General features: G+C 72.2%; 23 protein-coding genes. 8 read left to right on the top strand and 15 right to left on the bottom strand.

Annotated features, from left to right (window positions below; all coding sequences use genetic code 11):
- Window positions 1-4 precede the first annotated feature (4 nt).
- The 4 genes from H958_RS36720 to H958_RS0112130 are packed head-to-tail and all read right to left on the bottom strand — an operon-like array spanning window position 5 to window position 6,150.
- On the bottom strand, window positions 5-1,342 hold the full coding sequence (locus H958_RS36720; RefSeq protein ID WP_051324145.1) for an FAD-dependent oxidoreductase: 1,338 nt from the start codon (window positions 1,340-1,342) through the stop codon (window positions 5-7).
- Complete coding sequence (locus H958_RS0112120; protein WP_028058869.1) at window positions 1,296-2,207, bottom strand: mycofactocin-associated electron transfer flavoprotein alpha subunit; 912 nt, start codon at window positions 2,205-2,207, stop codon at window positions 1,296-1,298. Before H958_RS0112120 ends, H958_RS36720 begins: the two co-directional genes overlap by 47 nt.
- The gene (locus H958_RS0112125; RefSeq protein ID WP_028058870.1) at window positions 2,204-4,138 is read right to left on the bottom strand and encodes a mycofactocin system FadH/OYE family oxidoreductase 2; all 1,935 of its coding nucleotides are present in this window, start codon (window positions 4,136-4,138) and stop codon (window positions 2,204-2,206) included. The genes H958_RS0112120 and H958_RS0112125 overlap by 4 nt, the downstream gene beginning before the upstream one ends.
- The gene (locus tag H958_RS0112130; protein ID WP_037409909.1) at window positions 4,135-6,150 is read right to left on the bottom strand and encodes a mycofactocin system FadH/OYE family oxidoreductase 1; all 2,016 of its coding nucleotides are present in this window, start codon (window positions 6,148-6,150) and stop codon (window positions 4,135-4,137) included. Before H958_RS0112130 ends, H958_RS0112125 begins: the two co-directional genes overlap by 4 nt.
- Window positions 6,151-6,192: 42 nt before the next feature.
- On the opposite strand from H958_RS0112130, the gene mftR reads away from it, so the two are divergent.
- Window positions 6,193-6,783, top strand: a complete 591-nt coding sequence (gene mftR / locus H958_RS0112135) for a mycofactocin system transcriptional regulator (protein WP_028058872.1) — start codon at window positions 6,193-6,195, stop codon at window positions 6,781-6,783.
- Here mftR and H958_RS0112140 read toward each other — a convergent pair.
- From H958_RS0112140 to H958_RS48185, 8 genes are all read right to left on the bottom strand, one after another.
- Window positions 6,770-7,357, bottom strand: a complete 588-nt coding sequence (locus H958_RS0112140) for an O-methyltransferase (RefSeq protein WP_028058873.1) — start codon at window positions 7,355-7,357, stop codon at window positions 6,770-6,772. The two genes, mftR and H958_RS0112140, sit on opposite strands and share 14 nt — an antisense overlap.
- The gene (locus H958_RS0112145; RefSeq protein ID WP_028058874.1) at window positions 7,357-8,271 is read right to left on the bottom strand and encodes an aldo/keto reductase; all 915 of its coding nucleotides are present in this window, start codon (window positions 8,269-8,271) and stop codon (window positions 7,357-7,359) included. The genes H958_RS0112140 and H958_RS0112145 overlap by 1 nt, the downstream gene beginning before the upstream one ends.
- A gap of 97 nt (window positions 8,272-8,368) precedes the next feature.
- Entirely contained in the window at window positions 8,369-8,815 is a 447-nt protein-coding gene (locus tag H958_RS46235; protein ID WP_028058875.1) for a hypothetical protein, read from the bottom strand.
- Between the two features lie 30 nt (window positions 8,816-8,845).
- Window positions 8,846-11,200: an endopeptidase La gene (gene lon, locus H958_RS36725; protein ID WP_037409910.1), complete on the bottom strand. Its 2,355-nt coding sequence runs from the start codon at window positions 11,198-11,200 to the stop codon at window positions 8,846-8,848.
- Window positions 11,201-11,384: 184 nt separating this feature from the next.
- Window positions 11,385-11,831, bottom strand: coding sequence for an Hsp20/alpha crystallin family protein (locus tag H958_RS0112160; RefSeq protein WP_028058876.1), 447 nt, complete (start codon window positions 11,829-11,831; stop codon window positions 11,385-11,387).
- 99 nt (window positions 11,832-11,930) lie between these two features.
- Window positions 11,931-12,953, bottom strand: coding sequence for an EAL domain-containing protein (locus H958_RS0112165; RefSeq protein WP_156027940.1), 1,023 nt, complete (start codon window positions 12,951-12,953; stop codon window positions 11,931-11,933).
- 35 nt (window positions 12,954-12,988) lie between these two features.
- On the bottom strand, window positions 12,989-13,738 hold the full coding sequence (locus H958_RS36730) for an MBL fold metallo-hydrolase (protein WP_051324146.1): 750 nt from the start codon (window positions 13,736-13,738) through the stop codon (window positions 12,989-12,991).
- Between the two features lie 27 nt (window positions 13,739-13,765).
- Window positions 13,766-13,915, bottom strand: a complete 150-nt coding sequence (locus H958_RS48185) for a hypothetical protein (RefSeq protein ID WP_231379233.1) — start codon at window positions 13,913-13,915, stop codon at window positions 13,766-13,768.
- A 312-nt stretch (window positions 13,916-14,227) separates the two neighbouring features.
- On the opposite strand from H958_RS48185, the gene H958_RS36740 reads away from it, so the two are divergent.
- The 3 genes from H958_RS36740 to H958_RS0112190 all read left to right on the top strand — a co-directional run bounded on the left by H958_RS36740 (window position 14,228) and on the right by H958_RS0112190 (window position 16,124).
- Window positions 14,228-15,154 (top strand): NAD(P)H-binding protein, encoded by a 927-nt coding sequence (locus H958_RS36740; RefSeq protein ID WP_037409912.1) that lies wholly within the window; start codon window positions 14,228-14,230, stop codon window positions 15,152-15,154.
- Window positions 15,151-15,597 (top strand): SRPBCC family protein, encoded by a 447-nt coding sequence (locus H958_RS0112185; protein WP_028058878.1) that lies wholly within the window; start codon window positions 15,151-15,153, stop codon window positions 15,595-15,597. The genes H958_RS36740 and H958_RS0112185 overlap by 4 nt, the downstream gene beginning before the upstream one ends.
- Before the next feature lie 101 nt (window positions 15,598-15,698).
- The gene (locus tag H958_RS0112190) at window positions 15,699-16,124 is read left to right on the top strand and encodes a hypothetical protein (protein ID WP_028058879.1); all 426 of its coding nucleotides are present in this window, start codon (window positions 15,699-15,701) and stop codon (window positions 16,122-16,124) included.
- 29 nt (window positions 16,125-16,153) lie between these two features.
- On the opposite strand, the gene H958_RS0112195 is transcribed toward H958_RS0112190, so the two are convergent.
- Complete coding sequence (locus H958_RS0112195; protein ID WP_028058880.1) at window positions 16,154-17,134, bottom strand: malate dehydrogenase; 981 nt, start codon at window positions 17,132-17,134, stop codon at window positions 16,154-16,156.
- Window positions 17,135-17,213: 79 nt separating this feature from the next.
- On the opposite strand from H958_RS0112195, the gene H958_RS43270 reads away from it, so the two are divergent.
- From H958_RS43270 to H958_RS0112215, 4 genes are read left to right on the top strand one after another with little or no spacing between them, the layout of a single operon-like run.
- A complete protein-coding gene (locus tag H958_RS43270; protein ID WP_051324147.1) occupies window positions 17,214-18,374 on the top strand; it encodes a site-2 protease family protein in 1,161 nt (386 codons plus the stop codon).
- Window positions 18,375-18,391: 17 nt separating this feature from the next.
- Entirely contained in the window at window positions 18,392-20,080 is a 1,689-nt protein-coding gene (locus H958_RS0112205; RefSeq protein WP_028058881.1) for an FAD-binding protein, read from the top strand.
- Between the two features lie 16 nt (window positions 20,081-20,096).
- Window positions 20,097-21,206, top strand: a complete 1,110-nt coding sequence (locus H958_RS36750; protein ID WP_037409913.1) for a succinate dehydrogenase/fumarate reductase iron-sulfur subunit — start codon at window positions 20,097-20,099, stop codon at window positions 21,204-21,206.
- Window positions 21,203-22,111 (top strand): CoB--CoM heterodisulfide reductase iron-sulfur subunit B family protein, encoded by a 909-nt coding sequence (locus H958_RS0112215; RefSeq protein WP_028058882.1) that lies wholly within the window; start codon window positions 21,203-21,205, stop codon window positions 22,109-22,111. Before H958_RS36750 ends, H958_RS0112215 begins: the two co-directional genes overlap by 4 nt.
- Before the next feature lie 55 nt (window positions 22,112-22,166).
- Here H958_RS0112215 and H958_RS0112220 read toward each other — a convergent pair whose 3' ends face one another.
- Both H958_RS0112220 and H958_RS36755 read right to left on the bottom strand, forming a co-directional pair.
- Window positions 22,167-23,189 carry an aspartate-semialdehyde dehydrogenase gene (locus tag H958_RS0112220; RefSeq protein WP_028058883.1) on the bottom strand — a complete coding sequence of 341 codons (1,023 nt, stop codon included), beginning with the start codon at window positions 23,187-23,189 and terminating at the stop codon, window positions 22,167-22,169.
- On the bottom strand, window positions 23,186-24,502 hold the full coding sequence (locus H958_RS36755) for an aspartate kinase (RefSeq protein ID WP_081685844.1): 1,317 nt from the start codon (window positions 24,500-24,502) through the stop codon (window positions 23,186-23,188). The genes H958_RS0112220 and H958_RS36755 overlap by 4 nt, the downstream gene beginning before the upstream one ends.
- Between the last annotated feature and the right edge of the window lie 154 nt (window positions 24,503-24,656).

The following is a 24,656-nucleotide window of genomic DNA, read 5'->3' on the forward strand; positions in this document are numbered from 1 at the left end:
CGCGTCACCGGAACGCCCTCGCGGCCTTCAGCCCGTCGCTCGCCAGCTCGCGCAGCCGCAGCCCGTGCCGCGCGGCCGTGCGCCGCGCGAGCCGCCCCAGGCCGGGCTTCGGCGTGGGATTCGTGACGGTGAAGGCACCCTCGACGAGGTCGCAGATCAGGCCGGGGTAGCGCTGCTGGATCCGCTGCGACAGCACGAGCTCAGGCGCGCGCCGCAGCCGCTTGTGGTCCCGCAGCACGAAGTCGGACTCGAGCGCGCGGCGGTAGCTCGCCAGCGCGCGCTCGGACACGTCGCCGCGCTCCAGCGCCGCCGCCGCAGCGCGGCCCGCGGCGAGCCCGGAGCCGATCGCGAAGTTCACGCCCTCCAGCCACAGCCCGGTCGCGAGGGCGAGGCCGGCGGCGTCGCCGGCGACGAGCAGCCCGTCGAGCGCGAGCTTGGCGGGCAGCGCGTCGTAGCCGCCCTCGGGGATCAGGTGCGCGGAGTACTCGAGCAGCTCGCCGCCGCGCACGTAGGGCGCGATCGCCGGGTGCCGCTTGAGCGCGGCGACGACCTGCTCAGGGCGGATCCTCGCCTTCGCGAGGTGCGGCAGCGAGAGCACGGCGCCGACCGCCAGCGTGTCCGCGCCCGTGTAGAGGAACCCGCCGCCCGGGATGCCGAGCGTGCCGCCGAGGATCTCGAGGTCCAGCCCCTCGTCCCCGTGCAGGCCGAAGCGCTCGTCGATCGCCTCGCGCGGCAGCGAGAGCACCTCCTTGACGCCCAGCGTGTGGCGCGCGGCGTCGGCGCGCGGCAGCAGTCCGGCCTCCTTGGCGAGGAACGAGTTGACGCCGTCGCAGGCGATCACGACGCGTGCGGGGAGGTCGCCGCCGGGGCGGTCGGTGCGGACGCCTGCCACGCGGCCGCGCGCGTCGCGCAGCAGGCTGGTCGCGACCGTCGATGTCACCAGCCGCGCGCCCGCCTCGACCGCCTTGTCGGCGAGCCACGAGTCGAAGCGCGCCCGGTAGGTCGTCATGCCGTTGTACGGCGCCTCGCCCCAGGCCTGGGTGCGGAAGTCGACGGTCAGCGCCTGGGTCTCGGTCAGCACGGCGGTCGAGCGGCGGACGACCCAGCGCTCGACCGGCACCTCCTCCCACCAGCGCGGGACGACCGCGTCGAGGACGCGTCCGTACACGACGCCGCCGTAGACGTTCTTCGCGCCCGGGAACGGCCCGCGCTCGAGCAGCACGACGTCGCGTCCCGCCTGCGCCAGCGAGAGCGCGGCGGCGGCGCCCGCGGGACCGGCGCCGACGACCACCGCGTCAAGCATCGAGCCGCCGCACGAGCTCGTCGAGCAGGGCGCGCGCATCGGCCACGATCGCGAGGTCGGCCATCGCGCTCATCGGGCATGCCGCGTCCGTGTTGACGCTGACGATGTGCGCCGGGCGCCCGAGCCCCGCCGTGTGCTGGCTCGCCCCCGCGACGCCGAGCGCGACGTAGAGCTCCGGGTCGATCAGCGCGCCGGTCGTCCCGATCTGCCGTTCGCGGGCGATCCAGCCCGCGTCGGTGGCGACGCGGGTGGCGCCCGCCGCGGCGCCGAGCGCGGCGCCGGCGCGCTCGAGCAGCTCGAACGCCGCCCGGCCCTCGCCGGGGTCGGAGACCAGCCCGCCGCCGCCGCCGAGCACGAGGCGCGCGTCGGCCAGCTCGCGCGTCTCCGGCTCGAGCACCTCGAGCACCTCGGGGTCGGGCGCGTCGTCAGGGACCTCGAGCGGGATCCGCTCGCGCGAGGCGACGGCGGCCCGCGGCGTGAGCGAGCCGGGCTCGAGCGTCGCGACGGCGGGCGCGGGAGCCTCGCACCGCAGCAGCGTGCGGGACTCGTGGCGCGAGAGCTCGGCGCGCACGGTCTCCCCGTCGAGCGCGACGGAGATCGCCCCGTCGAGCAGTGGGCGATCCAGCGCGGCGGCGAGGCGCGGCGCGAGGTCGCGCCCGTCCGGCGACGCGGGAAGGATCACGAGCGCGGCCTCGGCCAGCAGCGGCGCGAGCGCCGCGGTCAGCGCCGCGGCCCGCAGCCCCGGACCGGTGTCGCACCAGTGGGCGCGCGCCGCCAGCTCGCCGGCGGCGGCGCGCGCGCCGTCGCCCACCACGATCGCCTCGCCGCCGGCCGCCGAGGCCGCCTCGGCGGCGCCCAGCGGCAGCCGCCCCGCGCGAGCGACGACGACGGCGACCGACCTCACAGTGCAACCGCCACCCGGTGGCCCTCCATGACCGCCGCGTGCGCGCGCCGCGGCGCGAGGCAGTCCCCGACGCGGTGGACCGGGAACTCGGCGTCGCGCAGCTTGTGCCACAGCTCGTCCTCCGGCGCCTGGTGCACCGCGCACACGACCCAGTCGAACGGGCGCCGCTCGCTCACGCCGGTCGGGTGGTGCAGCAGCGTCAGCGCGTCGTCCTCTACGCCCATCGGCACGAGGTCGGTCGCCTGCCGGATCCCCTTGGCATGCGCTCTCACGTTCCAGGTCTCCAGGTCCAGCGTGAGGCCGAGATCCTGCCCGACCACCATCGCGTTCGTCACGATCTCGACGTCGCAGCCGCGATCGGCGAGCAACTCGGCGACCGAGGTCGCCTGATGGAAGCCGAGCTCGTCGACGACGATCACCCGCCCTGCCGGCGTCGCGCGGCCCGCGAGCACGTCGCGGACGTCGACCACGCGCTCGTGGCCGCCGGCCCACCACGGCGCGAGCGGCTTCGCGCCGGTCGCCAGCACGACCGCGTCCGGCGCCGCCCCGAGCACCTCGCCGGCGTCCGCCGCCACCCCCAGCCGCACATCGACGCCGAGCCGCCGCGCGTGCGCCGCGAGATTGCGCGTGAGGTCGAGCAGCTCCGCGCGGCTCGGCACGCCGGCGGCGAGCGGAACCTGCCCGCCGAGGCGGGCCTCGCGCTCGAAGACGACGACGTCATGGCCGCGCTCGGCCGCCGTGACCGCCGCCTGCAGCCCGCCCGGCCCGCCGCCGACGACCACGACGCGCCGCCGGCCGCCGGCCGCCGGCAGCGGCTCGGCCTCGCGCCCCACGCGCGGGTTCTCGATGCAGCCGAGCGGGCCGTTGAGCCCGACGCGCCCGACGCACTCCTGGTTGCACGACAGGCACGTGCGGATCTCCTCGGCGTGCCCGGAGCGCGCCTTCGCGGCGAACTCGGGGTCGGCGATCTGCCCGCGCACGACGCCGACGAGGTCGCAGAAGCCGTCCTGCAGCGCGCGGTCGGCCTGCAGCGGATCCTTGAAGCGCCCGACGCCGACGACCGGCACGCCGACCGCGGCCCGGATCGCGCTCGGGATGAACATCGCGTACCCCGGCGGGACCTGCATGCTCGCCTCGATCATGTACAGCGTCGCCGTCGCCACGCCGATCGACGTGTTGATGTAGTCCACCAGCCCCGTGGCGTCGGCCATCCGCGCGACCGCGACCGCCTCGTCGATCGTCGTGCCGCCCTCGAGCAGCTCGTCGCCGCACAGCCGCACGCCGAGCGCGCGCGAGCCGCCGATCGCCTCGCGCACCGCCGCCACGATCTCCAGCAGCAGCCGCGCCCGGTGCTCGAGCGCGCCGCCGTAGCGGTCCGTGCGCCGGTTGGTCAGCGGCGAGAGGAAGCCGCGCACGAGCGAGGAGTGCGAGCACTGCAGCTCGACGCCGTCGAAGCCGCCCTCGGCGCAGCGCGCCGCGACCGTCGCATAGCCGTCGATCACCTCGCGGATCTCCTGCTCGCCGATCGCCATGGGCACCTCGCGGAACAGCGGGTCGGCGACGGGGCTCGGGGCCCACACCGGCAGCCGCGTGTACATGCCCGACGACTGCCCGCCGTTGTGGTTGATCTGCGCGAGGATCGGGACGTCGTGCGCGTGCACCGCGTCGGTGATCGCGCGGTAGCCCGGCAGGACCTCGGGCCGGTACGCGTGGATCAGCTTCTCGTACGGCCAGTCGGTCGGATGGGTCGAGTGCTCCTCGGTGACGATCAGCCCGGCCCCGCCCGCGGCGCGCGCGGCGTAGTACGCGGCGTGGCGGGCCGTCGGCAGGCCGTCTTGGGCGTAGTTGGTCAGGTGCGCCGCGAACACGATCCGGTTGCGGACGGTCAGCGGGCCGATCCGCAACGGCGTGAACAGACGCGCGTAGGTCACGCGCCGAGGTCCCGCGCGAGCCGGCGCCCCTCCAGGATCGCCGGCAGGACGCCGCGCGGCGCGACGCAATCCCCCGCTCGCGGCCCGGGCAGCGACTGGTCCGGGAGCCGGTGGCCGCAGTCCACCACGACCGCGCAGGGGACCTCGCGCCGCTCGCCGGTCCACACGTCCTCGAGCACGGCCCGCCCGTGGCCCGCCTCGCGGATCATCGAGCGCAGCTCGCGCCCGATGCCGGCGCGCTGCAGGCGCCCGTTGGCGTCGGCGAGATCGCCGGTGCGCGCAAGCTGCACGCCGGCGACCTGGTCCTGCGTGACGAGCGAGACGGTGCGCCCGGCGGCGGCGAGCCACTCGGCGACGGCGACGCCGGCCACGTCGCCGACGGGGTCGTGGACCAGCACCGCCCCTTCTGGGAGGGCGGCGCCCGCGAGCGCCGAGAGCGCGTCGACGGAGGGGAAGGTGGTCCGCGCCGGACGCGAGCCCGTGGCGACGATGACGTCGCGGCGCCGGTGGCCGGGCGGCGCCGCGACGGCGGTGCGGTGGCCGGCGACGTCCGCGGCCGGGAGCCATCCCCGGCCGGCGTGCGAGCCCGCAGCGGCGCCGGCGGCCTCGAGCGCGATGGGCTGGACGGTCATGCCGGCCTCTTCGCCCGCGGCGAGCGCCTCGCTCGGGGTCACCTCGCGGCCGAGCTCGATCGTGACGCCGAGCCAGCGGCACTGCTCCTCCAGCCAGTCGCAGAACTCCACCATCCGCGGGTTGCCGAGCTCGCGGCCGACGATGCGCAGCGCGCCGCCGGTGAACGCCTCGCGCTCCGCGACGGTGACCGTGTGCCCGAGCAGCGCCAGCTCGCGCGCGCACTCGAGCCCCGCCGGCCCCGCGCCGACGATGAGCACCTCGCGCGGCTCGCCGCCTCCGGCGTGCGTCAGCGTCTCGTAGCCGCTCTCGGGCTCGACGATGCAGCTCACGACTTGGTTGCGCGGGTCGCGCACGCGGCACGCCTGATTGCACAGGACGCAGGGGCGGATCTGCTCCGGCGTGCCGGCGCGCACGTGCGCGACGAAGCGCGGGTCGGCGATCTGGGCGCGCGTGCACTCGACGAGGTCGGCGGCGCCGACCGACACGGCCGCGGACGCGTCGCCGGGATCGACCACGCTGCCCTGCAGGACGACCGCGCAGCGGCCCGCGGCGGCCCCCCGCATCCGCGTGCAGAGCGCGCGGTTGAAGAGTGGCTCCACGTGCGCGTCGGGGCGGTAGGCGGTGACCGAGAACGGCCCGCCGCGCACGACGGTGAGGAGGTCGATCGCGTCCGCGAACGCGTCCACGTGCTCCTCGGCCTGCTCGGGCGTGATGCCCGCCCACGGCGCCAGCTCGTCGCACGACAGGCGCAGCGCGAGCACCCGGTCCGCGCCGATCGCGTCGCGCACCGCGGCAAGCACCTCGCGCGTGAAGCGCAGCTTGTCGGCGCCGTACTCGTCGCCGCGCAGGTTCGTCAGCCCTGAGTGGAACTGCCGCAGCAGCGAGATCGGGCCCGCGTCGATCTCGACGCCGTCCAGCCCGGCGGCGGCGGCCAGCGACGCGGCGGCGGCGAACCCGGCGACGACCGCGGCGATCTCGTCGCGCTCCATCGGCGCCGGCATCTCACGGCTGATCGCGTCGGCCACGCGTGACGGGCCCCACAGCACCGCCTGTGAGTACGCGCTCGAGCCCTGCGCGCCGGCGTGGCCGAGCCCGGCGAGCACGAGCGTCCCGTGCGGGCGGCACACGGCGGCGACGGTGCGCCAGCCCGCCGCGCACTCGCGCGCCAGCGGCGCGCGCTCGTAGGGCCAGTCGGAGTCGTGCACCGAGGCGGTCTCGGTGACGATCACCCCGGCGCCTCCCGCGGCCCGCGCCGCGTAGTACGCCACGTGGCGCGAGGAGATCGAGCGCCGGCGCCCGAGATTTGTCTCGTGCGGCCCGAAGACGACGCGAGTAGGGGCCGTCCTCGGCCCGACGGATAGAGGCTCAGCGAGGGTCATCCGCGCTGCGGCGGAATAATGGCATAGGATGCCAAATCCCGCATGGCGAACGCTCGAACACGGCCGGGCAGGCCAAGGACGACATCACGCCGCGAGGTGGCCCACGCGGCCCTGCAGCTGTTCTCCGAGCAGGGTTTTTCCGCGACCACGATGGATGAGATCGCGGCGGCTGTCGGTGTCGGAACACGGACCTTGTTCCGCTACTACCCGAGCAAGAACGACATCGTCTGGGGCGAGTTCAGCCGGCAGCTCGAGGGGCTGAGAGAGCAGCTCGCGCAGGCGGACCCCGAGGAGCCGCTGATGGATGCGCTGCGCCGCGCCGTGGTCTCGTTCAACGACTACGGTGAGGCCGAGCTCGGAGAGCTGCGGATCCGCATGACGCTGATCACGACGGTGCCTGCGCTGCAGGCCCACTCGATGCTGCGCTACCGCGAGTGGAGCGCGGTCGTCGCCGAGTTCGTCGCCGCCCGCACCGGTGCGAGTCCCGAGGACCACGTCCCGCAGGTGATCGCCGACGCCGCGCTCGGCGCCGCGACCGCCACCTACCGGCACTGGATCCGCCACCCGGAGGCCGACCTGCTGACCGAGCTCGACCGCGCCTTCCGGCTGCTCGCCTGCCTCAGTCGGACTTGACGGCGAGCAGCACGCCGGCGCCGACCGTGACCAGCGTGCTGGTGACCTGCGCGTCGCCGTAGACCAGCTCGGAGAACTCGGTCAGCTGGTTCGCGTGCGAGAGCGTGTTGTCGACGACCAGCAGCCCGTTGTCGCGCAGGACCCGGACGAGGTGCGGCCAGTAGCCCACGTACGCCGGCCGCTCGGCGTCGAGGAACACGAGGTCGAACGAGCCGTCGCCGAGCTGCGCCAGCACCTCGCCGGCGTCCGCCGTGCGCAGCTCGACGAAGCCGTCGACGCCGGCCTTCGCCAGGTTGGCGCGCGCGAGCGCCGTGCGCTCGGGCTCGACCTCGAGCGACAGCACCGAGCCGCCGACCGCCTCGGCGGCGTCGGCGAGCCAGATCGTCGAGTAGCCGTTGGACGTGCCGATCTCGAGCACCCGCTTGGCCTGCATCGAGCGCACGAGCACCCCGAGCAGCTCGGCGGTCTCGGGCTCCACGTTGCGGAAGCGCTGCAGGCGGTCCTCCAGCGCCTCGTCGTGCGCGCGGCTGGAGGCGAACAGCTCGTCGAGGAACGTCTGCCGTTCGGTGTCCATCAGGCCGAGGCCTCGGTGAGCGTCGCGAGCTCCTCGTCGGTCAGCTTCAGGCCGACGGCGGGCAGCAGCGCCTCGAGCTGCTCGACGCTGCGCGCGCTGGCGATCGGCGAGACGACGCCCGGCTGCGCCGACAGCCACGCGAGCGCGACGGCGGCGACCGGCGCGGCGCGCTCGGCGGCGACCTGGTCGAGCGCGGCCAGCACGCGCTCGCCGCGCCCGTCGAGGTACGCGAGCGCGCCCTTGGAGCGCGGGCTCTCGACGTCCGGGCCGCCCGGCCGGTACTTCCCGGTCAGGAACCCCTTGGCGAGGGCGTAGTACGGCAGGCAGGCGAGGTTGTGCTCTTCGACGACGGGAGCGTACTCGCGCTCGTAGCCCTCGCGCTCGACCAGGTTGTAGTGGGGCTGCAGCGCGACGTACTCGGCGAGACCCTCGCGCCAGGAGACGTCGAGCGACTCGCGCAGGCGCTCCGCTGACAGGTTGGACGCGGCGATGTGGCGCACCTTGCCCTCGCGCACGAGCTCGTCGAACGCGCGCAACGTCTCGGCCACCGGGGTGTCGAGATCGTCCTTGTGGGCGTAGTAGAGGTCGATGCGGTCGGTCTGCAGCCGCCGCAGCGACGCCTCGGCGTGCTCGCGGATGTTCCCGGCCGAGAGCCCGCCGTCGGACCCCACCTTGGTCGCCAGCACGATGTCGTCGCGGTTGCCGCGCGCGGCCATCCAGCGCCCGATGATCGTCTCCGACACGCCCATGTTCGGGCGCATGTAGGTGTCGGCGGTGTCGATGAAGTTGCCGCCGGCGGCCGCGTATGCGTCCAGGACCGCGAAGGAGTCGGTCTCGTCAGCGGTCCACCCGAAGACGTTGCCGCCCAGGCAGAGGCGGAAGACGTCGAGCTCCGTGGTGCCGAGGTTCGCCATCCACCGAACCTAGCAATAGAGCTCTGACACCTTTATCCAGACGCAGCGGGCCCGGTCGAGGCCGGGCCCGGAGGGATAAAGGTGTCTGAGCGGTCTCTCAGGCGGGCGTGCCCGCCGGCGTCGACGGCGCCGCGGTCGTCGAGGTGTACTCGAACTCCTCCTCGGCGCCGAACAGCGTGTCGAGCACCTTCTTGCGCAGGCCCTCCGACAGCGCGAGCGCGACGCCGGTGCCGACGACGCCGAGCAGCAGGACGCGCCCGAACCCGCCCTTGCGCTGCTTCTTGGGCGCCTCGCGCAGCGACACGGAGACGTCGCGCAGGTTGCCCGCGGCGTTCTTGACGTGCTTCTGCAGCTTCTTGTCGTCGAAGATCTGCGTCGTCGGGTTCTTGCCGTTGCTCAGCCGGCCATACGCGTCACGCGCGGACTCGTACGCCTGCACGATGTTCTTGCGCAGATCCTCGTCCTCGAGGAACCGCTGGACGTACGGGTTCGAGCGTGCGCTCTGCGCCGCCTTTCCGGCCTTGGCCACCTTCTTGTTCGCCATCGCGCCTCCTCGAAGAGTCAGGGTTCGCAGTCAGTTGGGGCGAGCATACCCGGGGCGGCCGTTCTGGAGCGCGGCTTCGAAGACATCGCCGATCTCCTTGACCCAGACGAAGTCCATCCCCTTGCGCAGCGCCTCGGGGATGTCCTCGAGGTCGGGCTCGTTGCGGCTCGGGGCGAGGACGCACTTGACCCCCGCCCGCTGAGCCGCCAGCGCCTTCTCCTTCAGGCCGCCGATCGGCAGGACCTGGCCCGTCAGCGTCAGCTCGCCCGTCATCGCGACGTCGTCGCGCACCGGGCGGCCGGTGACGAGCGACATCAGTGCGGTCGCCATCGTGATCCCCGCGGACGGCCCGTCCTTCGGGATCGCGCCGGCGGGCACGTGGATATGCAGGTCGTGGCTGGAGAACCAGTCGTCCGGCAGGTCGGCGTGCCCGCGCACGTAGGAGAGCGCGGCCTGGGCGGACTCCTTCATGACGTCGCCCAGCTGACCGGTGATCGTGAGCTTGCCCGAGCCCGGCATCGCCGTCGCCTCGATGAACAGCACGTCGCCGCCGACCGGCGTCCACGCGAGCCCCGTCGCGACGCCCGGCTCGGAGGTGCGGCGCTTGGTGTCGGCCTGGAAGCGGGCGCGCCCGAGCAGCTCGCGGACCTTCGGCGCGGTCACCGACACCTTGCGCTCGAGGTCGCCCTCGGCGACCTGCAGGGCGATCTTGCGGCAGATCGCGCCGATCTCGCGCTCGAGGTTGCGCACGCCGGCCTCGCGCGTGTAGTCGGCGATGATCGCCTTCAGCCCCGTGTCGGTGAACGCGACCTGCGAGCGCTTGAGCCCGGACCTCTCGATCTGGCGCGGCACGAGGTAGCGCTTGGCGATCTGCAGCTTCTCCTCCTCCGTGTAGCCGGCGAGCTGGATGATCTCCATCCGGTCGCGCATGGGCGGCGGGATCGTGTCGAGCGTGTTCGCGGTGGTGATGAACAGCACGCCCGAGAGGTCGAACGGGACGTCGAGGTAGTGGTCGCGGAAGGTGGAGTTCTGCTCTGGGTCGAGCACCTCGAGCATCGCGCTGGCCGGGTCGCCGCGGTAGTCGGCGCCCATCTTGTCGATCTCGTCGATCATGAACAGCGGGTTGCTCGCGCCCGCGTCGCGCAGCGCGCGGATGATCGTCCCCGGCATCGCCCCGATGTAGGTGCGGCGATGGCCGCGGATCTCGGCCTCGTCGCGCACGCCGCCCGCGGAGATGCGTTCGAACCGGCGGCCCATGGCGCGGGCGATCGAGCGCCCGAGCGATGTCTTGCCGACGCCCGGCGGCCCGACGAAGCACATGATCGAGGAGCCCGTCGCGTCCGGCTTGAGCTTGCGGACCGCGAGGAACTCGAGGATGCGGTCCTTGACCTTGACGATGTCGTAGTGGTCCTCGTCGAGCACCTCGCGCGCGTGCTTGAGGTCCAGGTTGTCGTCGGTGCGCACGCCCCACGGCAGCGACGCGATCCACTCCAGGTAGGTGCGGATGACGCCGTGCTCGGCCGCCGCCTGCGGGAGCTTCTCCAGCCGCGAGAGCTCGCGGTCGGCCTGCTTGCGCACGTCCTCGGGCAGCTTGAGCGCCTCCAGCTGGGCGCGCAGGTCGTCCACCTCGGCCTCGGCCGGGTCCTTCTCCCCCAGCTCCGCCTGGATCGCCTTCAGCTGCTGGCGCAGCACGTACTCGCGCTGCGCCCCCTCCATCTCGGACTGGACCTGCGACTGGATCTTGGAGCCGATCGCGACGATGTCGAGCTCGCGCGCGAGGATCTCCGACAGGCGCCGCAGCCGCTTGCCGACGTCGACCTCCTCCAGCAGCGCCTGCTTCTCCTCGACCTTGATGCGCAGGGCGCCTGCGATCAGGTGCGCGAGCGCCGACGGATCATCGAGGTTGGCGACCGCCATCTGCAGCTCCTCGGGGAGGTAGGGGACCTCCTCGATGATGCGCGTGAACGTCTGCTGGACGTTGCGCATCAGCGCCGTCAGCTCCGGGCCCTCCTCGAGGCGGTCGGGCAGCTCGGTGACGCGTGCGACGAGGTACGGCTCGCCCTCGATCCACTCCTCGATCTTCACCCGCTGGCCGCCCTGGACGAGGATGCGCAGGCTGCCGTCCGGGACCTTGAGCATGCGCGCGACGACCCCCGCGACGCCGACCGTGTGCAGCTGCTCCGGCCCCGGCAGCTCGAGCTCCGGCTCCTTGGAGCCGAGCATCACGAGCATCCGGTTGCCGACCAGCGCGTCGTTGACGAGCTGGATCGAGCGCTCCTGGCCGACCGCGAGCGGCGTCAGCGTGTCCGGATAGGTGACCGTGTCGCGCAGCGGAAGGACCGGCAGGCGGTCCGGCAGGCCGTGCGGCAGCTCCTCGAGGCTCATCAGGCGAGCCCCGAGCGAAGCGGTGACGAGGCCCCTGGGCCGAGGCAGTGCGAGCCGTCGCCGCAGGTCACCTCACCCGGGAGAACCGCCCTCGGCTCCGAGCCCTCCGGCGCTCCCAGGGATTCCCTGTCGGCACGGACGATTGCTCCCAGCGACGCGAGCCCTCTGGGCGAGTCGTCGCCGCTCACCGCTGGGACCCGCGGATCGGCACCGAGCGGGCGGTCGCGGGGCGGCTGAGCGGCAGCTCGACGGTGAGGATGCCGTCCTCGTACTTGGCGTCGGCGGCGTCGGCGTCGACGTCGGCGCCGAGCCCGATGACGCGCCGGAAGGGCCCATGCTCGATCTCCAGCTGCTGGTAGACGCGGTCCTCGCCCGCCTCGGGCTCGCGGTGGCCCGAGAGGATCAGCTCGCGCCCGCGGATCTCCAGCGTGACCCCGTCGGGGTCGATCCCCGCGAGGTCGGCGCGCACGACCGCCCGCGGCGGCTCGGTCGTGTAGTAGACGTCGACGGCGGGCGAGAAGCCGCCCCGCCGGCGTGGTGAGAGCCCACGATCGAGGACGTCGCCGAACAGCTCGTCCATCTCCCGCCGCATCCGCTCGAAGTTGGCGAAGAGGTCCCGCTCGGAGGCCACGCCCCGATGCTATCGAGTGGTCCCGGACCGCCATGCACGACGCATTCCGGCGGGCCCGGCATTCGCCGGATTATGCGCCGTACACGCCAGCCGGAACCACTACATGCTCGGTCGCACGAGGCGCGTGTCGACCGCCATCGGCTTGTCGGTCGGCTGCCCGAAGTAGAAGCCCTGCCCCAGGTCGACGCCGAGCTCGGACATGGTGCGGAACTCGTCGACGCGCTCGACGCCCTCGGCGACGACCCTGGCGCCGTGCTCGTGCGCGCACTCGACGAGCGCCTGCACGAGCTTGCGCCGCGCGACGGAGTGCTGGATGCCGGCGGTCAGCGCCGTGTCGATCTTCGCGATGTCGGGGCGCAGGAGCTCCAGGCAGGCGAGCGACTCGGGGCCGCCGCTGAGATCGTCGAGCGCGATCCGGGCGCCGCGCTTGCGGTGCGCGTCGGCCATCGCGTGCAGCAGGTCGCGGTCCGGGCAGCGCTCGGGCTTGACGAACTCCAGGCAGATGCGCGAGGGGTCGGCGCCGAGCCGGCCGACGATCGGCCAGGTCGTGCGCAGCGAGCTCTCGACGTCCAGCGACGCGCGCGGGTCGAGGTTGACGAACAGCACCTCGCCCTCCGGCAGCAGCGGCAGCCCGACCTCGAGCGCCGCGGTGCGCGCGCGGTAGTCGAACGAGAAGATCGCGTCGTGCGCCTCGGCCGCCGCGAGCAGCTCGGCTCCGCGCAGCTCGACGGCGCCGAGCTTGCCCCGCATCAGCGCCTCGCGGCCGAACGCGCGGCCGCTGTTGAGCTCGACGATCGGCTGGAAGTGCGGATGCATCTTCCCGTGCGAGAGGAACTCGGGGAACCAGTCCGTGCGCGTGCGGTCCAGCAGCGTCTCGGCCGGCACCGGGAGCATCTGCTCGTCGGAGAGCCGGACGGCGAACAGGCACGCGCGCTCGGACAGCGAGAGCGCCTTGATGACCGAGCGCAGCCGCTCGTCCCAGCCCGGACCCGCCAGCAGCAGCCCTTCGACGGCGATGTCGCCCTCGGCGGGCTCCGTCGCGAGGTGCTCGACCTTGTAGAGCACTGACGGGCGGTGCGAGAGGAGTCGCACGCCATCCATGGCGGCGGTGGCTTGGGTCACATCCGGTTAGTCGGCCGGATGGGGTCTGGACTTGATCAAGCGCGGCCGATTTCGTATACGGCGCCATCCGCGGCCAGCTCCACCGGCGCGCCGAACCCGCGCTCGCCCTCGGCCCGCACCCACGCCGCGTCCGCCTCGTCGGAGAAGTGCGTCAGCACGAGCCGGCGCGCGCCCGCCCGCGCGGCGAGCTCGCCGGCCTGCGCCGGCGTCAGGTGGCCTTCCTCGGGCTCGATCAGCGTCGCCTCGGAGAGCAGCAGATCCGTGTCCGCGGCGAACTCCACCAGCGCGTCGTTGGGGCCGCAGTCGGCGGAGAACGTCAGCCGCGCGGCGTCCTCGGCGAGCTCGACGGCGTTGCATGGGATGAAGTGCGGGACGGGACGGAAGCGCGCGCGCAGGCCGCCGAGCTCGACCACGTCCTCCGGGTCGTAGACGCTCAGCTCGAACGCGCCGTCGATGTGGTCGGGCCGCATCGAGCCGCCGGCGCACAGCGAGGCCAGCACGTCGCGGGCGCCGGGCGGCGCGAGCAGGCGCGGCGCCGCGGCCTCGTGCGGGCCGTAGCGCAGCGCCGACGCGAACGTGACGAGGTCCATCACGTGGTCGGCGTGCAGGTGCGAAAGCAGCACGGCGTCGACGTCCACGTAGGACGTGACCTGGCGCAGCTTCGCGAACACGCCCGGCCCGCAGTCCAGCAGCAACCGCACTCCGCCACCCTCGACGAGATACCCGGAGCAGGCGCCGCCCGCATCCTGGAAGGCAGGCGACTTGCCGAGCACGGTGATCCGCATGCCGCGGAGTGTCTCAGGCGTGATGGCTCACCGGTGCAGGGCGGCCTGCTCCTGAGCCGTCGGGAACGCCCAGGCCGCCTGGCGCCGCCGCTCCTGGCGGAACACGAAGCGCAGCTGGCGGGGCGGGCGCAGCCCGTCGGGATGGTCGGGCCGGTAGGTCGCGCAGGGCTCGTCCAACTCCAATGCGCACAGCCCCTGCCGGGCGAAGAAGCACTCCTCGCATGTGACCTTCCGGCTTTTCGCGCTGCGCGGCGCGGCAACTGCTGCTGACACCCTTCAAGAACCCCTTCGTTCACGACTCCGTCACAGGACGAGCGGGACTCAAGCGAAGCGGCGACGGGCCTTCAAGGGGTGTGCAAGCGCCGAATCCGCAAAACGCAGGGTCTTCCCGATTTCCCTGCAAATAGCGGCAGAACACCGCGTTTCACCCCTGCTTGCGGGGACGGGTTCCCGCAAGCAGCGCGGATTTCGCGTGCCACCCTGGAGCGCTTGCGGATCCTCGTGACCGGCGCATCCGGATATGTCGGCGCGGCGCTGGCGCCGCGCCTCGCTCGGGACGGCCACGCCGTCCGCGGGTTCGCCCGCTCGGCCGAGCGCGTGCGCGCCGCCGGCGCCGTCTTCGACGACCTCGTGCTGGGCGACGCGAGCACCGGCGCGGGCCTGGACCGCGCGCTCGACGGCATCGACGTCGCCTACTACCTGATCCACTCGATGGAGGGCCCGGCGGCGGGCGCCTTCGCGGACGAGGAGCGCCGCCAGGCCGAGCGCTTCGCCGTCACCGCGGCCAAGGCGGGCGTGCAGCGGATCGCCTATCTCGGCGGCCTCCTGCCGCAGGACGGAGCGCTGTCGCGCCATCTCGCCTCGCGGCTCGCGGTCGAGGAGGCGCTGCTGGCCGCGGCGCCGGAGTCCGTGGCGCTGCGCGCGTCGATCGTCATCGGCGCCCGCTCGCGCTCGTTCCGCTTCCTCGTGCGACTGCTCGAGCGCCTACCCGTGCTCGCATTGCCGGCCTGGCGGGTAAACCGCACCCAGCCCATCGATGGGCGCGACGTGCTGGAGTTCCTCGCTGCCGCCGCCACGCTGCCGGCGAGCTCCTCGGGGCGCTCGTGGGACATCGCCGGCCCGGATGCGATGAGCTACGCCGAGATGCTGCAGCGGATCGCCGACGCGATGATGATCAGCCGACCGAGCCTTGGACTCAACTTCACCCTCACTCCGATCGCCTCGGTGATGGCCGCCGCGGTGGCCGGTGAGGACGTCGGGTTGATCGAGCCGCTGATGGAGTCGCTCGAGCATGACCTGCTGCCGCGCGACGACGGCGCCGCCGACGCGTTCGGCGTGCGCCTGCACCGCTTCGAGCCGGCGGTCGAGCGGGCGTTGTTCGAACTGGAGCAGCTCGAGGAGGTGGCGGCGCGGTGAGCGAGGTGCGCGCGCGGATCGAGATCGACGCACCGCCGGAGACGGTGTATGACCTCATGCTCGATCCCACCCGCCTGCACGAGTGGGTGACGATCCATCGCAAGGTCAACCGGGTCGATGGCGGCAGTCCCCGCGAGGGGTACGAGATGGATCAGACACTGTGCCTGCGCCACGCCAACTTCAAGGTGCACTGGACGCTGACCGAGGCCGATCGCCCCCACGCGGCGACGTGGGAGGGGCGCGGGCCGGCGGGGTCCTACGCGCGCACCAGCTACCGCCTGAAGCCCGTCGACGGCGGCCGCACGAGGTTCGAGTACGAGAACGAGTTCAAGGCGCCGGGCGGGTTCCTCGGCGCCGCCGCCAGCCGGGTGATCGTGGGCGGTGTGCCCGCGCGCGAGGCCAATCGCTCGCTGGAGAACCTCAAGGCGCTGCTCGAGAAGTGAACTAACGCGCCGCGGCAAGCCGCCGTGCAGCGGCCCGCCATCCGCGACTTTGGGATACGGTGTGTGACTCCATTCACACACTCCCCCGGAGTCACACACACATGGCCGACTTCCTCGACGAGAAGCAGAAGGAGATCCAGGCGCGGTTGAAGGAGCTCGAGCCGCTCGTGGAGGAGTACCGGCGCCTCAAGCAGGCCGAAGAGGCACTCGCCGGCGTCGTCTCGGGCGGCCGCAACTCCTCGCCCGCGCCCGCCGCGGGCGCGCGCCGCGCCGGCCGCCGCGCCGCCTCTCCCCGCCGCTCGGGCGGCGGCACCGGCCGCCGCGGCCGCCCGCGCGGCTCGGGCACGCGCGCCACGCAGGCGCTGGACCTGGTCAAGGACCGCCCCGGCATCACCATCCCGGAGATGGCGGAGGCGATGGGGATCCAGCAGAACTACCTGTACCGCGTGCTGCCGAGCCTCGCCGAGGAGGGCAAGGTCGTCAAGTCCGGCCGCGGGTGGCACCTGCGCGAGGGCGCGGCTTCATAGCCGCGCCCGCGGGCGCGCTCCATTAACTCTCAGATCAGTCCGAGGTCCTTGACGGCATCGCGCTCGCCGACCAGCTCCTCGACGGTCTTGTCGATCCGCGCCTGGGAGAACTCCGGCACGTCGAGCCCCTGGACGATCTCCCACTCACCGTTGGCCGTGCGCACGGGGAACGACGACACGATCCCCTCGGCGACGCCGTAGGAGCCGTCGCTGGGCACCGCCATCGAGACCCAGTCGCCCTCGGCGGTGCCGTGCACCCAGTCGCGGATGTGATCGATGGCGGCGCTCGCCGCGCTGGCGGCGGAGGACGCGCCGCGCGCCTCGATGATCTCGGCGCCGCGCTTGCCCACGCGCGGGATGAACTCGCCGGCGACCCACGCCTCGTCGCCGACCGCGTCCCAGGCGCGCTCGCCGTTCACCTTGGCGTTGAACAGATCGGGGTACATCGTCGGTGAGTGGTTGCCCCAGATCGCCATGTTGGTGATCTGCGAGACATCGGCACCGGTCTTCTGCGCCAGCTGCGCGACCGCGCGATTGTGATCCAGGCGCGTCATCGCGGTGAAGCGCTCGGCGGGCACGCCGTCGGCGTTGCTGAGCGCGATCAGCGCGTTGGTGTTGGCGGGGTTGCCGACCACGAGGACCTTCACGTCGTCGGCCGCGCCGGCGGCGATCGCCTCGCCCTGGGGCTTGAAGATGCCGCCGTTGGCCTCGAGCAGGTCGGCGCGCTCCATGCCCTTGGTGCGCGGACGAGCGCCCACCAGCAGCGCGATGTTCGTGCCCTCGAACGCCTGCTTCGGATCGTCATAGATGTCGATGCCGGCGAGCAGTGGAAACGCGGCGTCGAACAGCTCCAGCGCGGTGCCTTCGGCGGCCTTGACCGCCTGCGGGATCTCGAGCAGGTTCAGGTGAACCTTGGTGTCCGGCCCGAGCATCTGCCCGGACGCGATCCGGAACAGCAGCGCATAGCCGATCTGACCGGCGGCGCCGGTGACGGTCACTTTCGTAGCCATGCGTGCAGGCTACGAGAATCGTGCGAGCGCAGTCCGTTCGCAGTCCGTTCGCGAGGCTTGCCTGTCACCATCTGACGCGATGCTCGGAGGAGGCTCATCGTTCACGCTGTTCCGGATCGCCGGGATACGCGTGGGCGTCAATGCCTCCTGGTTCCTGATCCTGTTCCTGTCGATCGCGTGGCTGCAGGACAGCTTCCGCGACGACCTGGGATCCGACGGCAAGGGGTTCACCGCCGCCGTCGTCGCCGTGTTCCTGTTCTTCGGCTCGATCCTGCTGCACGAGCTGGGGCACGCGTTCGCCGCGCGCCGCGAGGGCATCGGCGTCGCCGGCGTCGACCTGTTCTTCTTCGGCGGCTTCATGCGCGCGACGCGCGACAGCGAGACGCCCGGCGAGGAGTTCCGCGTGGCCGCCGCCGGGCCCGCCGTGACGCTGCTGATCGCGCTCGTCTTCGCCGCCGTCGCGCTGGTGATGGAGGGCGGCGGCGAGGCCGTGGACGCCGTGACCCTCGAACCGGTGTCGGGGGCAACGATGGTCGAGGTGCTCGTCAGCTTCACCGTCACCATGAACGCGATCCTGCTGCTCTTCAACCTCGTCCCGGCGTTCCCGCTCGACGGCGGCCGGATCGCCCGCGCCGCGGTCTGGAAGCTCACCGGCGACCGCCATCGCGCGACGCGCTTCTCCGCCTTCCTGGGGCAGGCGTTCGCGGTCCTGCTGATCGGCTACGGCGCCTACGTCGGGTTCTCCAACGAGGACTGGGTGAGCGGCATCTGGTACTTCATCCTCGGCTGGATCCTCGGCAGCGCCGCGCGCCAGGCCGTCGTGCAGAGCACGTTCTCCACGCGCCTGGAGGGCGTCACGGCCGAGGACATCATGGACGCCGAGCCGGTGACGATCCCCGCCTCGCTGCCGGTCGCGCGCGCCCACGAGGACTTCTTCCTGCGCTATCAGGGCTGGCCGTGGTTCGCCGTCGTCGAGCACGACGGGCGCTTCGCCGGCCTGGCGCACCGTGAAGCCGTCGAGCACGCGGCACTTTCAGGCGCCGCGTCGCTTCCCGTCCGCTCGGTCGTCACCGAGGGCGAGGAGGTCAGGACCGATACGCCGCTGGAGGCGCTGATCGGCAGCGAGCCGCTGCGCCGCCTGGGAGCGCTGATGGCGGTCGACGCGGACGGACGGCTGCGCGGCGTCGTGACGCTCGAGCAGGTCTCGCGCGCGCTCCAGACGCGGCTCGCGCCCAGCTGAAAGCTATTGTGCGGCGCATGCCCGCACACGACGTCCTGATCATCGGCGCCGGTCTCGCCGGTCAGCGCGCCGCCTTGGCGGCGGCACGCACAGGGGCGACCGTGGCAATCATGAGCAAGGTCCATCCGGTCCGCTCGCACTCCAACGCGGCGGCCGGCGGCATCAACGCCGCGCTGAACCCCGACGACTCCTGGGAGTCCCACGCCTTCGACACCGTCAAGGGCTCGGACTACCTGGGCGATCAGGACGCGATCGAGATCATGTGCCGCGAGGCCCCGAACGAGGTGCTCTGGCTCGAGCACTCGGGTGTGACCTTCCACCGCAGCCCAGAGGGCAAGCTCGGCACGCGCGCCTTCGGCGGCGCCTCCGCGGCGCGCACGTACTACGTGGCCGACATCACCGGCCAGGCGCTGCTGCACGTGCTCTACGAGCAGCTGATGAAGCACCACGAGCAGATCGACCGCTACGAGGAGTGGTTCGTCACCGGGCTCGTGCAGGACGACGACGGCGTCTGCTGCGGCGCGGTCGCGCGCAACATCCGCGACGGGTCGATGGAGCTGTTCGCGGCCAAGGGCGTGATCCTCGCCTCCGGCGGCGCCGGCCAGTGCTTCAAGCCGACCACCAACGCGCTCATCTGCACCGGCGACGGCATCGCCCAGGCCTACCGGCTCGGCGCCCCGCTGATGGACATGGAGATGATCCAGTACCACCCGACGACGCTGGCGGGCAACGGGATCCTCATCACCGAGGGCGCGCGCGGCGAAGGCGCGCACCTCTACAACGCGGAGGGCGAGCGCTTCATGGAGAAGTACGCGCCCAACAAGATGGAGCTCGCCTCGCGCGACGTGGTCTCGCGCGCGGAGCAGACCGAGATCAACGAGGGCCGCGGCTTCCCCGACGGCACCGTCGCGCTCGACATCACCAAGGTGCCCCGCAAGCGCACGCTCGAGGCGCTGCGCGAGATCGTCAACATCGGCAAGGACTTCGCGGGCGTGGACATCACACGCGAGCCGATCCACATCCGCCCCGGCTGCCACTACATCATGGGCGGCGTCAAGACCGACGTCGACGGCGCGACCTCGATCCCCGGCCTCTACGCCGCCGGCGAGGTCGCCTGCGTGTCGGTCCACGGGGGCAACCGCCTGGGCGCGAACTCGCTGCTGGACACGCTGATCTTCGGCCGCCGCTCCGGCGAGCACGCCGCACGCCGCGCGCTGCAGATGAGCATGCCCAGGCCCAGCCGCGGCTCGCTGCACGCCGAGCAGGCGATGATCGACGAGATCGTGAAGCGCGAAGCCGGCGGCCGGCGCGTGTCGGAGATCAAGGACGAGCTCGGCACCCAGATGAACGAGAAGTGCGCCGTCTTCCGCACCCAGGAGGGGCTGACGGAGATGCACCAGATCATCCGGCGCCTGAAGGAGGAGGCCCAGGTCGCGGCGATCGACGACCGCGGCACGGTGTTCAACCAGGACGTGCTGGGCGCGATCGAGCTCAGCTACATGCTCGACGTCGCCGAGTGCATCGTCGTCGGCGCGCTGGAGCGCAAGGAGTCGCGCGGCGCCCAGTTCCGGCTGGACTTCCCGAAGCGCAACGACGATCAGTGGCTCAAGCACATCGACCTCTCGCTCAACGGCAGAGAGGCGCCGAAGGTCAGCTACTCGCCCGTGACCATCACCAAGTGGGAGCCGCAGGAGCGGACCTACTAGGGTTCGAGACGGTCACATGCCCGAGTACACGCTCCGCATCCGCCGCTACACGCCGGAATCCGGCGAGGCCGCGCACTGGCAGGACTTCACCATCGACCTCGACGGTCACCGCTCGGTCCTGGACGGGATCCTGCAGGCCAAGGACCGCGAGGACGGCTCGATCGGCATCCGCTGCTCGTGTCGCGCCGCGATCTGCGGCTCCTGCGGCGTGCGCATCAACGGCAAGCCGAACCTCGCCTGCCACACGCACCTGGACAAGGCCTTCGAGGACGCCGACCGGGGGATCATCACGGTCGAGCCGATGGGCAACATGCCCGTCATCAAGGACCTGATCGTCGACATGGACGCGGTCCACTGGAAGAAGATCCAGCGCGTCACCCCGTGGCTGATCCCCGAGGGGCCGCCGCCCGAGCGCGAGTACATCGTGCCCCCGGAGTCGATGATCGACGTCACGCAGACGATGGCGTGCATCCAGTGCGGCGCCTGCGTCTCGGACTGCCTGTCGATGGAGGTCGACCCGCTGTTCGTCGGCCCGGCCGCGCTCGCCAAGGCGTACCGCTTCGTCGGCGACCCGCGCGACGGCCAGCACTTCGAGCGGCTCAAGAACCTCTCCGAGGACGAGCACGGCATCTACGACTGCACGCACTGCTTCAACTGCATCGAGGCGTGCCCCAAGGGCGTCGCCCCGATGAGCCAGATCATGCGCCTGCGGCGCCTGTCGGGCAAGCAGAGCATCGAGGACCGCAACAACGGCCATCGCCATGAGATGGCCTTCGTCAAGAACATCGAGCGCAACGGCCTGCTGCACGAGGCGGACCTGCTGCCGGATTCCTACGGCGGCAAGTTCCATCCGCGCGCCGTGCCGGAGCTGATCGACTCGCTTCCCGTGATCCTGCGCGCCGTCGCGCGCCGCAAGGTGACCCCCGCCGGCGCGCTGCTGCACTCGCACAAGGCGCCGAAGGAGGTCAAGCGGATCTTCCGCCACGTGCACGACAAGGAAGCGTCGTACGAGCTGAACCTGTATGTGGTCGGCGTCGAGGACGAGCCGACGTCCGCCGCGGCGGACACGTCCCAGGCCGACGCCGCGGGCAGCCACCTGCCCCCCGAGAGGAGCCCTAACCGGTGAAGGTTGCTTACTGGCCCGGCTGCGTGAGCCGCGGCTTCACCCCGGAGCTGCACGGTTCGATGGCGAAGGTCGCCCCGCTGCTGGACATCGAGCTCGTCGAGCTCGACCGCGCCGCGTGCTGCGGCGCCGGCGTGATCGCCGAGCACGACCAGGAGCTCGCGGACACGCTGAACGCGCGCACCTTCGCGCTCGCGCAGAAGGAGATCGCCAACGGCGCGTCGATGATGATGAACATCTGCTCGACGTGCCAGGGCGCCCAGAGCGAGTGCCAGGAGCGACTGGACGCGAACACGCCGTATCGCGACCACGTGAACGCGACGCTGTCGGCCGAGGGGCTCACGTACGAGCGCGGGATCTCCAACAAGCACTTCCTCTGGCTGCTGGTCGAGGAGATCGGGCTCGACGTCGTCAAGTCCAAGGTCAAGCAGCCGCTGTCGAACCTGCGCGTGGGGCCGTTCTACGGCTGCTACATCGTGCGCCCGACCGACCGGCTGGGCATCGACCGCGAGCACCCGCGCGACACGTACCTGCAGCTGCTGATCGAGGCGCTCGGCGGCACGGTGGTCGACTATGCCGGCCAGTACAAGTGCTGCGGCTTCCCGATCATCACCATGAACAAGGAGAACTCGCTCAAGCAGGCGGGCCGCCACCTCGGTGACGCGATCGACGCGGAGGCCGACTGCCTCGTCACGCCCTGCCCGCTGTGCCACCTCAACCTGGACCTGCAGCAGCCGCTCGCCGAGCGCTACGCCGGCCGCGAGCTCGGCATGCCGGTGCTCCACCTGCCGCAGCTGCTCGGCCTCGCCCTGGGGCTCTCGCCCAAGGAGCTCGGGTTCGGCAAGCACGTCGTCAAGCCGACGTCGGTCATCGACTGGTCGACTTCGGTGGTCGCGAGCGCCGCGTAGGCGCCCGCGATCACCTGGCGTACCCCGTTGGAAGCTCGGCCGCCTGAGTACCCGCTCAGGCGGCGGCCGGAACCTTGATCAGCCCGCGCTCGTGCAGGACCTCCGCGATCTGGATCGCGTTGGTCGCGGCGCCCTTGAGCAGGTTGTCGCTGACGACCCACAGCTGCAGCCCGCGCGGGTGCGTGGGATCGCGACGCAGGCGGCCGACGAGGACCTCGTCGCGGCCGGCCGCGGCGAGCGCCGTCGGGTAGGCGTGCCGCGACGGGTCGTCGACGAGCTCGAGGCCCGGCATCCGCGCCAGCAGCGCGCGCGCCTCGTCGACGCTCAGGTCCTCGCGGGTCTCGAGCGAGACCGACTCCGAGTGCGAGTTGCGCACCGGCACGCGCGCGCAGGTGACGGCGATCGCGAGCTCGTCGTCGCCGAGGATCTTGCGCGTCTCGAACATCATCTTGCGCTCTTCGTCGGTGTGGTCGTCGCCCTCGGCGAAGTTGCCCGCGCCGCCGAGCACGTTGAACGCGATGGGGTGCGGGTAGACGGTGGGCTCAGGCAGCGGCCGGCCGTCCAGCGCCGCGCGGGTCTGCGCCTCGAGCTCCTTGACGGCCTTGACTCCCGTGCCTGAGACCGACTGATACGTGGAGACGTTCAGGCGCGCGATGCCGGCCGCGTCGTGGATCGGCTTCAGCGCCACCATCAGCTGCATCGTCGAGCAGTTCGGGTTCGCGATCAGGCCCTTGTGGCGCTCGAGCGCGTCGGGGTTGACCTCGGCGACGACGAGCGGGACCTCGGGGTCGCGCCGCCACTTGGAGGAGTTGTCCACGACGACCGCGCCCGCCTCGACGAAGCGCGGCGCCCACTCGCCGGAGGTCGCGCCGCCCGCGGAGAAGATCGCGAGGTCGAAGCCCTGGATCGACTCGTCCGAGAGCGCGCGCACGGTCTCGCCGTCGAGCTCGCGGCCCGCGCTTCGCTCGGAGGCGAACGGGACGATCGCAGAGGCGGGGAAGCGGCGCTCGCGCAGCTTCGCGCGCATGACGGTCCCGACGGCGCCGGTGGCGCCGACGACGGCGACGCGGTAGCTCACAGCGACGCTCCCCTGCTCCGCATGGCCGTGCCCCCCTCGGCGTCTTGTGTCGAACCGGTCGGCGTCGTCACGCGGCTTGTCCCAAAGGGATGCTCCGCCTCGATCTGGTCGGCGCCGAGCTCGAACGCCTCGTGCAGCGCGCGCACCGCGCGGTCCACCATGTCGGCGGTGACGACGCACGAGATCTTGATCGGCGAGGTGGAGATCATCTCGATGTTGATGCCCTGGTCGCCCAGCGTGGAGAACACCCGCGCGGCGACGCCCGGGTGCGACTTCATCCCGGCACCGACGACGGACACCTTGCCCATCTCGGGATCTTCGGCGACGGCCTTGATGCCGACCTGGGCGACCACCGGGTCCAGCGTCGCGCGGGCGACGCGCAGGTCCGAGCGCGGGACGGTGAAGGACATGTCGGCCGCCGCCCCTTCGGACTCCGGCTCGTTCTGGATGATCATGTCGACGTTCACGTTGGCGTCGGCGAGCGCGGTGAAGATGCGGCCGGCGACGCCCGGGTGGTCCGGTACGCCGAGCAGCGTGATCCGGGCTTCGTCGCGCGAGTGCGTGACGGCGGTGATCAGGGGGCGTTCCATCGTCTCCTCTTCTCCGACGACGAATGTGCCGGGTGATTCCGTGAACGACGAGCGGCAGTGGATCCGGATTCCGTGGTTGCGGGCGTACTCGACGCTGCGCAGCTGCAGCACGCCGGCGCCGGACGCCGACATCTCGAGCATCTCCTCGAACGAGACCACGGGAAGCTTGCGGGCGTCCGGGACGATCCGCGGGTCCGCGCTGAAGACGCCGGCGACGTCGGTGTAGATCTCGCACACCTCGGCGTCGATCGCGGCGGCGAGGGCGACGGCGGTCGTGTCGCTGCCCCCGCGGCCGAGCGTCGTGACGTCCTTGGAGGTGGAGACGCCCTGGAAGCCGGCGACGAGGACGATCAGGTCGTCGTAGAGCGCGTCGCGGATGCGGTCGGCGCGGACGTCGAGGATCCGCGCCTTCGTGTGCGACGTGTCGGTGACGATGCCCGCCTGCGAGCCCGTGAGGCTGATCGCGCGGTGTCCGAGGTCGTTGATCGCCATCGCGCACAGCGCGCAGCTGATGCGCTCGCCCGTGGAGAGGAGCATGTCCATCTCGCGCGGGTCGGGGGCGGTCGACACCTCCTCGGCCATGGCGATCAGCTCGTCGGTCGTCTTCCCGCGCGCCGAGAGGACCGCGACGACCCGGCGGCCCTGCTCGCGCGCGGCGACGATGCGCCGCGCGGCGCGCTTGATGCGCTCGGCATCCCCGACGGACGTGCCGCCGAACTTCATCACCACGGTCCCGGACACCCGTCGCAGTCTAGGGAAGCCTCAGATCGTCTCCCGCGCCGCGCCGTGCGACCGCCTGTCCGCGGCGATGTACGTGCGCGGACCTGGACGAGTGGACGAGTTGCCGCCGAACCGGTTCAAGTCCACCATGCGATCG

Source organism: Candidatus Solirubrobacter pratensis (assembly GCF_000425945.1).
In the GTDB taxonomy this organism is placed as follows: domain Bacteria; phylum Actinomycetota; class Thermoleophilia; order Solirubrobacterales; family Solirubrobacteraceae; genus Solirubrobacter; species Solirubrobacter pratensis.

What these genes read in the sequence shown, in the direction of transcription:
- H958_RS36720 (WP_051324145.1), bottom strand. Translation starts at nt 1,342, where the DNA reads ATGCGCGCGCCCTGCTCGACGAGCTCGTGCGGCGGCTCGATGCTTGAC.
- H958_RS0112130 (WP_037409909.1), bottom strand. Translation starts at nt 6,150, where the DNA reads ATGACCCTCGCTGAGCCTCTATCCGTCGGGCCGAGGACGGCCCCTACT.
- mftR (WP_028058872.1), top strand. Translation starts at nt 6,193, where the DNA reads ATGGCGAACGCTCGAACACGGCCGGGCAGGCCAAGGACGACATCACGC.
- H958_RS0112140 (WP_028058873.1), bottom strand. Translation starts at nt 7,357, where the DNA reads ATGGACACCGAACGGCAGACGTTCCTCGACGAGCTGTTCGCCTCCAGC.
- H958_RS0112145 (WP_028058874.1), bottom strand. Translation starts at nt 8,271, where the DNA reads ATGGCGAACCTCGGCACCACGGAGCTCGACGTCTTCCGCCTCTGCCTG.
- H958_RS46235 (WP_028058875.1), bottom strand. Translation starts at nt 8,815, where the DNA reads ATGGCGAACAAGAAGGTGGCCAAGGCCGGAAAGGCGGCGCAGAGCGCA.
- lon (WP_037409910.1), bottom strand. Translation starts at nt 11,200, where the DNA reads ATGAGCCTCGAGGAGCTGCCGCACGGCCTGCCGGACCGCCTGCCGGTC.
- H958_RS36730 (WP_051324146.1), bottom strand. Translation starts at nt 13,738, where the DNA reads ATGCGGATCACCGTGCTCGGCAAGTCGCCTGCCTTCCAGGATGCGGGC.
- H958_RS0112190 (WP_028058879.1), top strand. Translation starts at nt 15,699, where the DNA reads ATGGCCGACTTCCTCGACGAGAAGCAGAAGGAGATCCAGGCGCGGTTG.
- H958_RS0112195 (WP_028058880.1), bottom strand. Translation starts at nt 17,134, where the DNA reads ATGGCTACGAAAGTGACCGTCACCGGCGCCGCCGGTCAGATCGGCTAT.
- H958_RS43270 (WP_051324147.1), top strand. Translation starts at nt 17,214, where the DNA reads ATGCTCGGAGGAGGCTCATCGTTCACGCTGTTCCGGATCGCCGGGATA.
- H958_RS0112205 (WP_028058881.1), top strand. Translation starts at nt 18,392, where the DNA reads ATGCCCGCACACGACGTCCTGATCATCGGCGCCGGTCTCGCCGGTCAG.
- H958_RS36750 (WP_037409913.1), top strand. Translation starts at nt 20,097, where the DNA reads ATGCCCGAGTACACGCTCCGCATCCGCCGCTACACGCCGGAATCCGGC.
- H958_RS36755 (WP_081685844.1), bottom strand. Translation starts at nt 24,502, where the DNA reads ATGAAGTTCGGCGGCACGTCCGTCGGGGATGCCGAGCGCATCAAGCGC.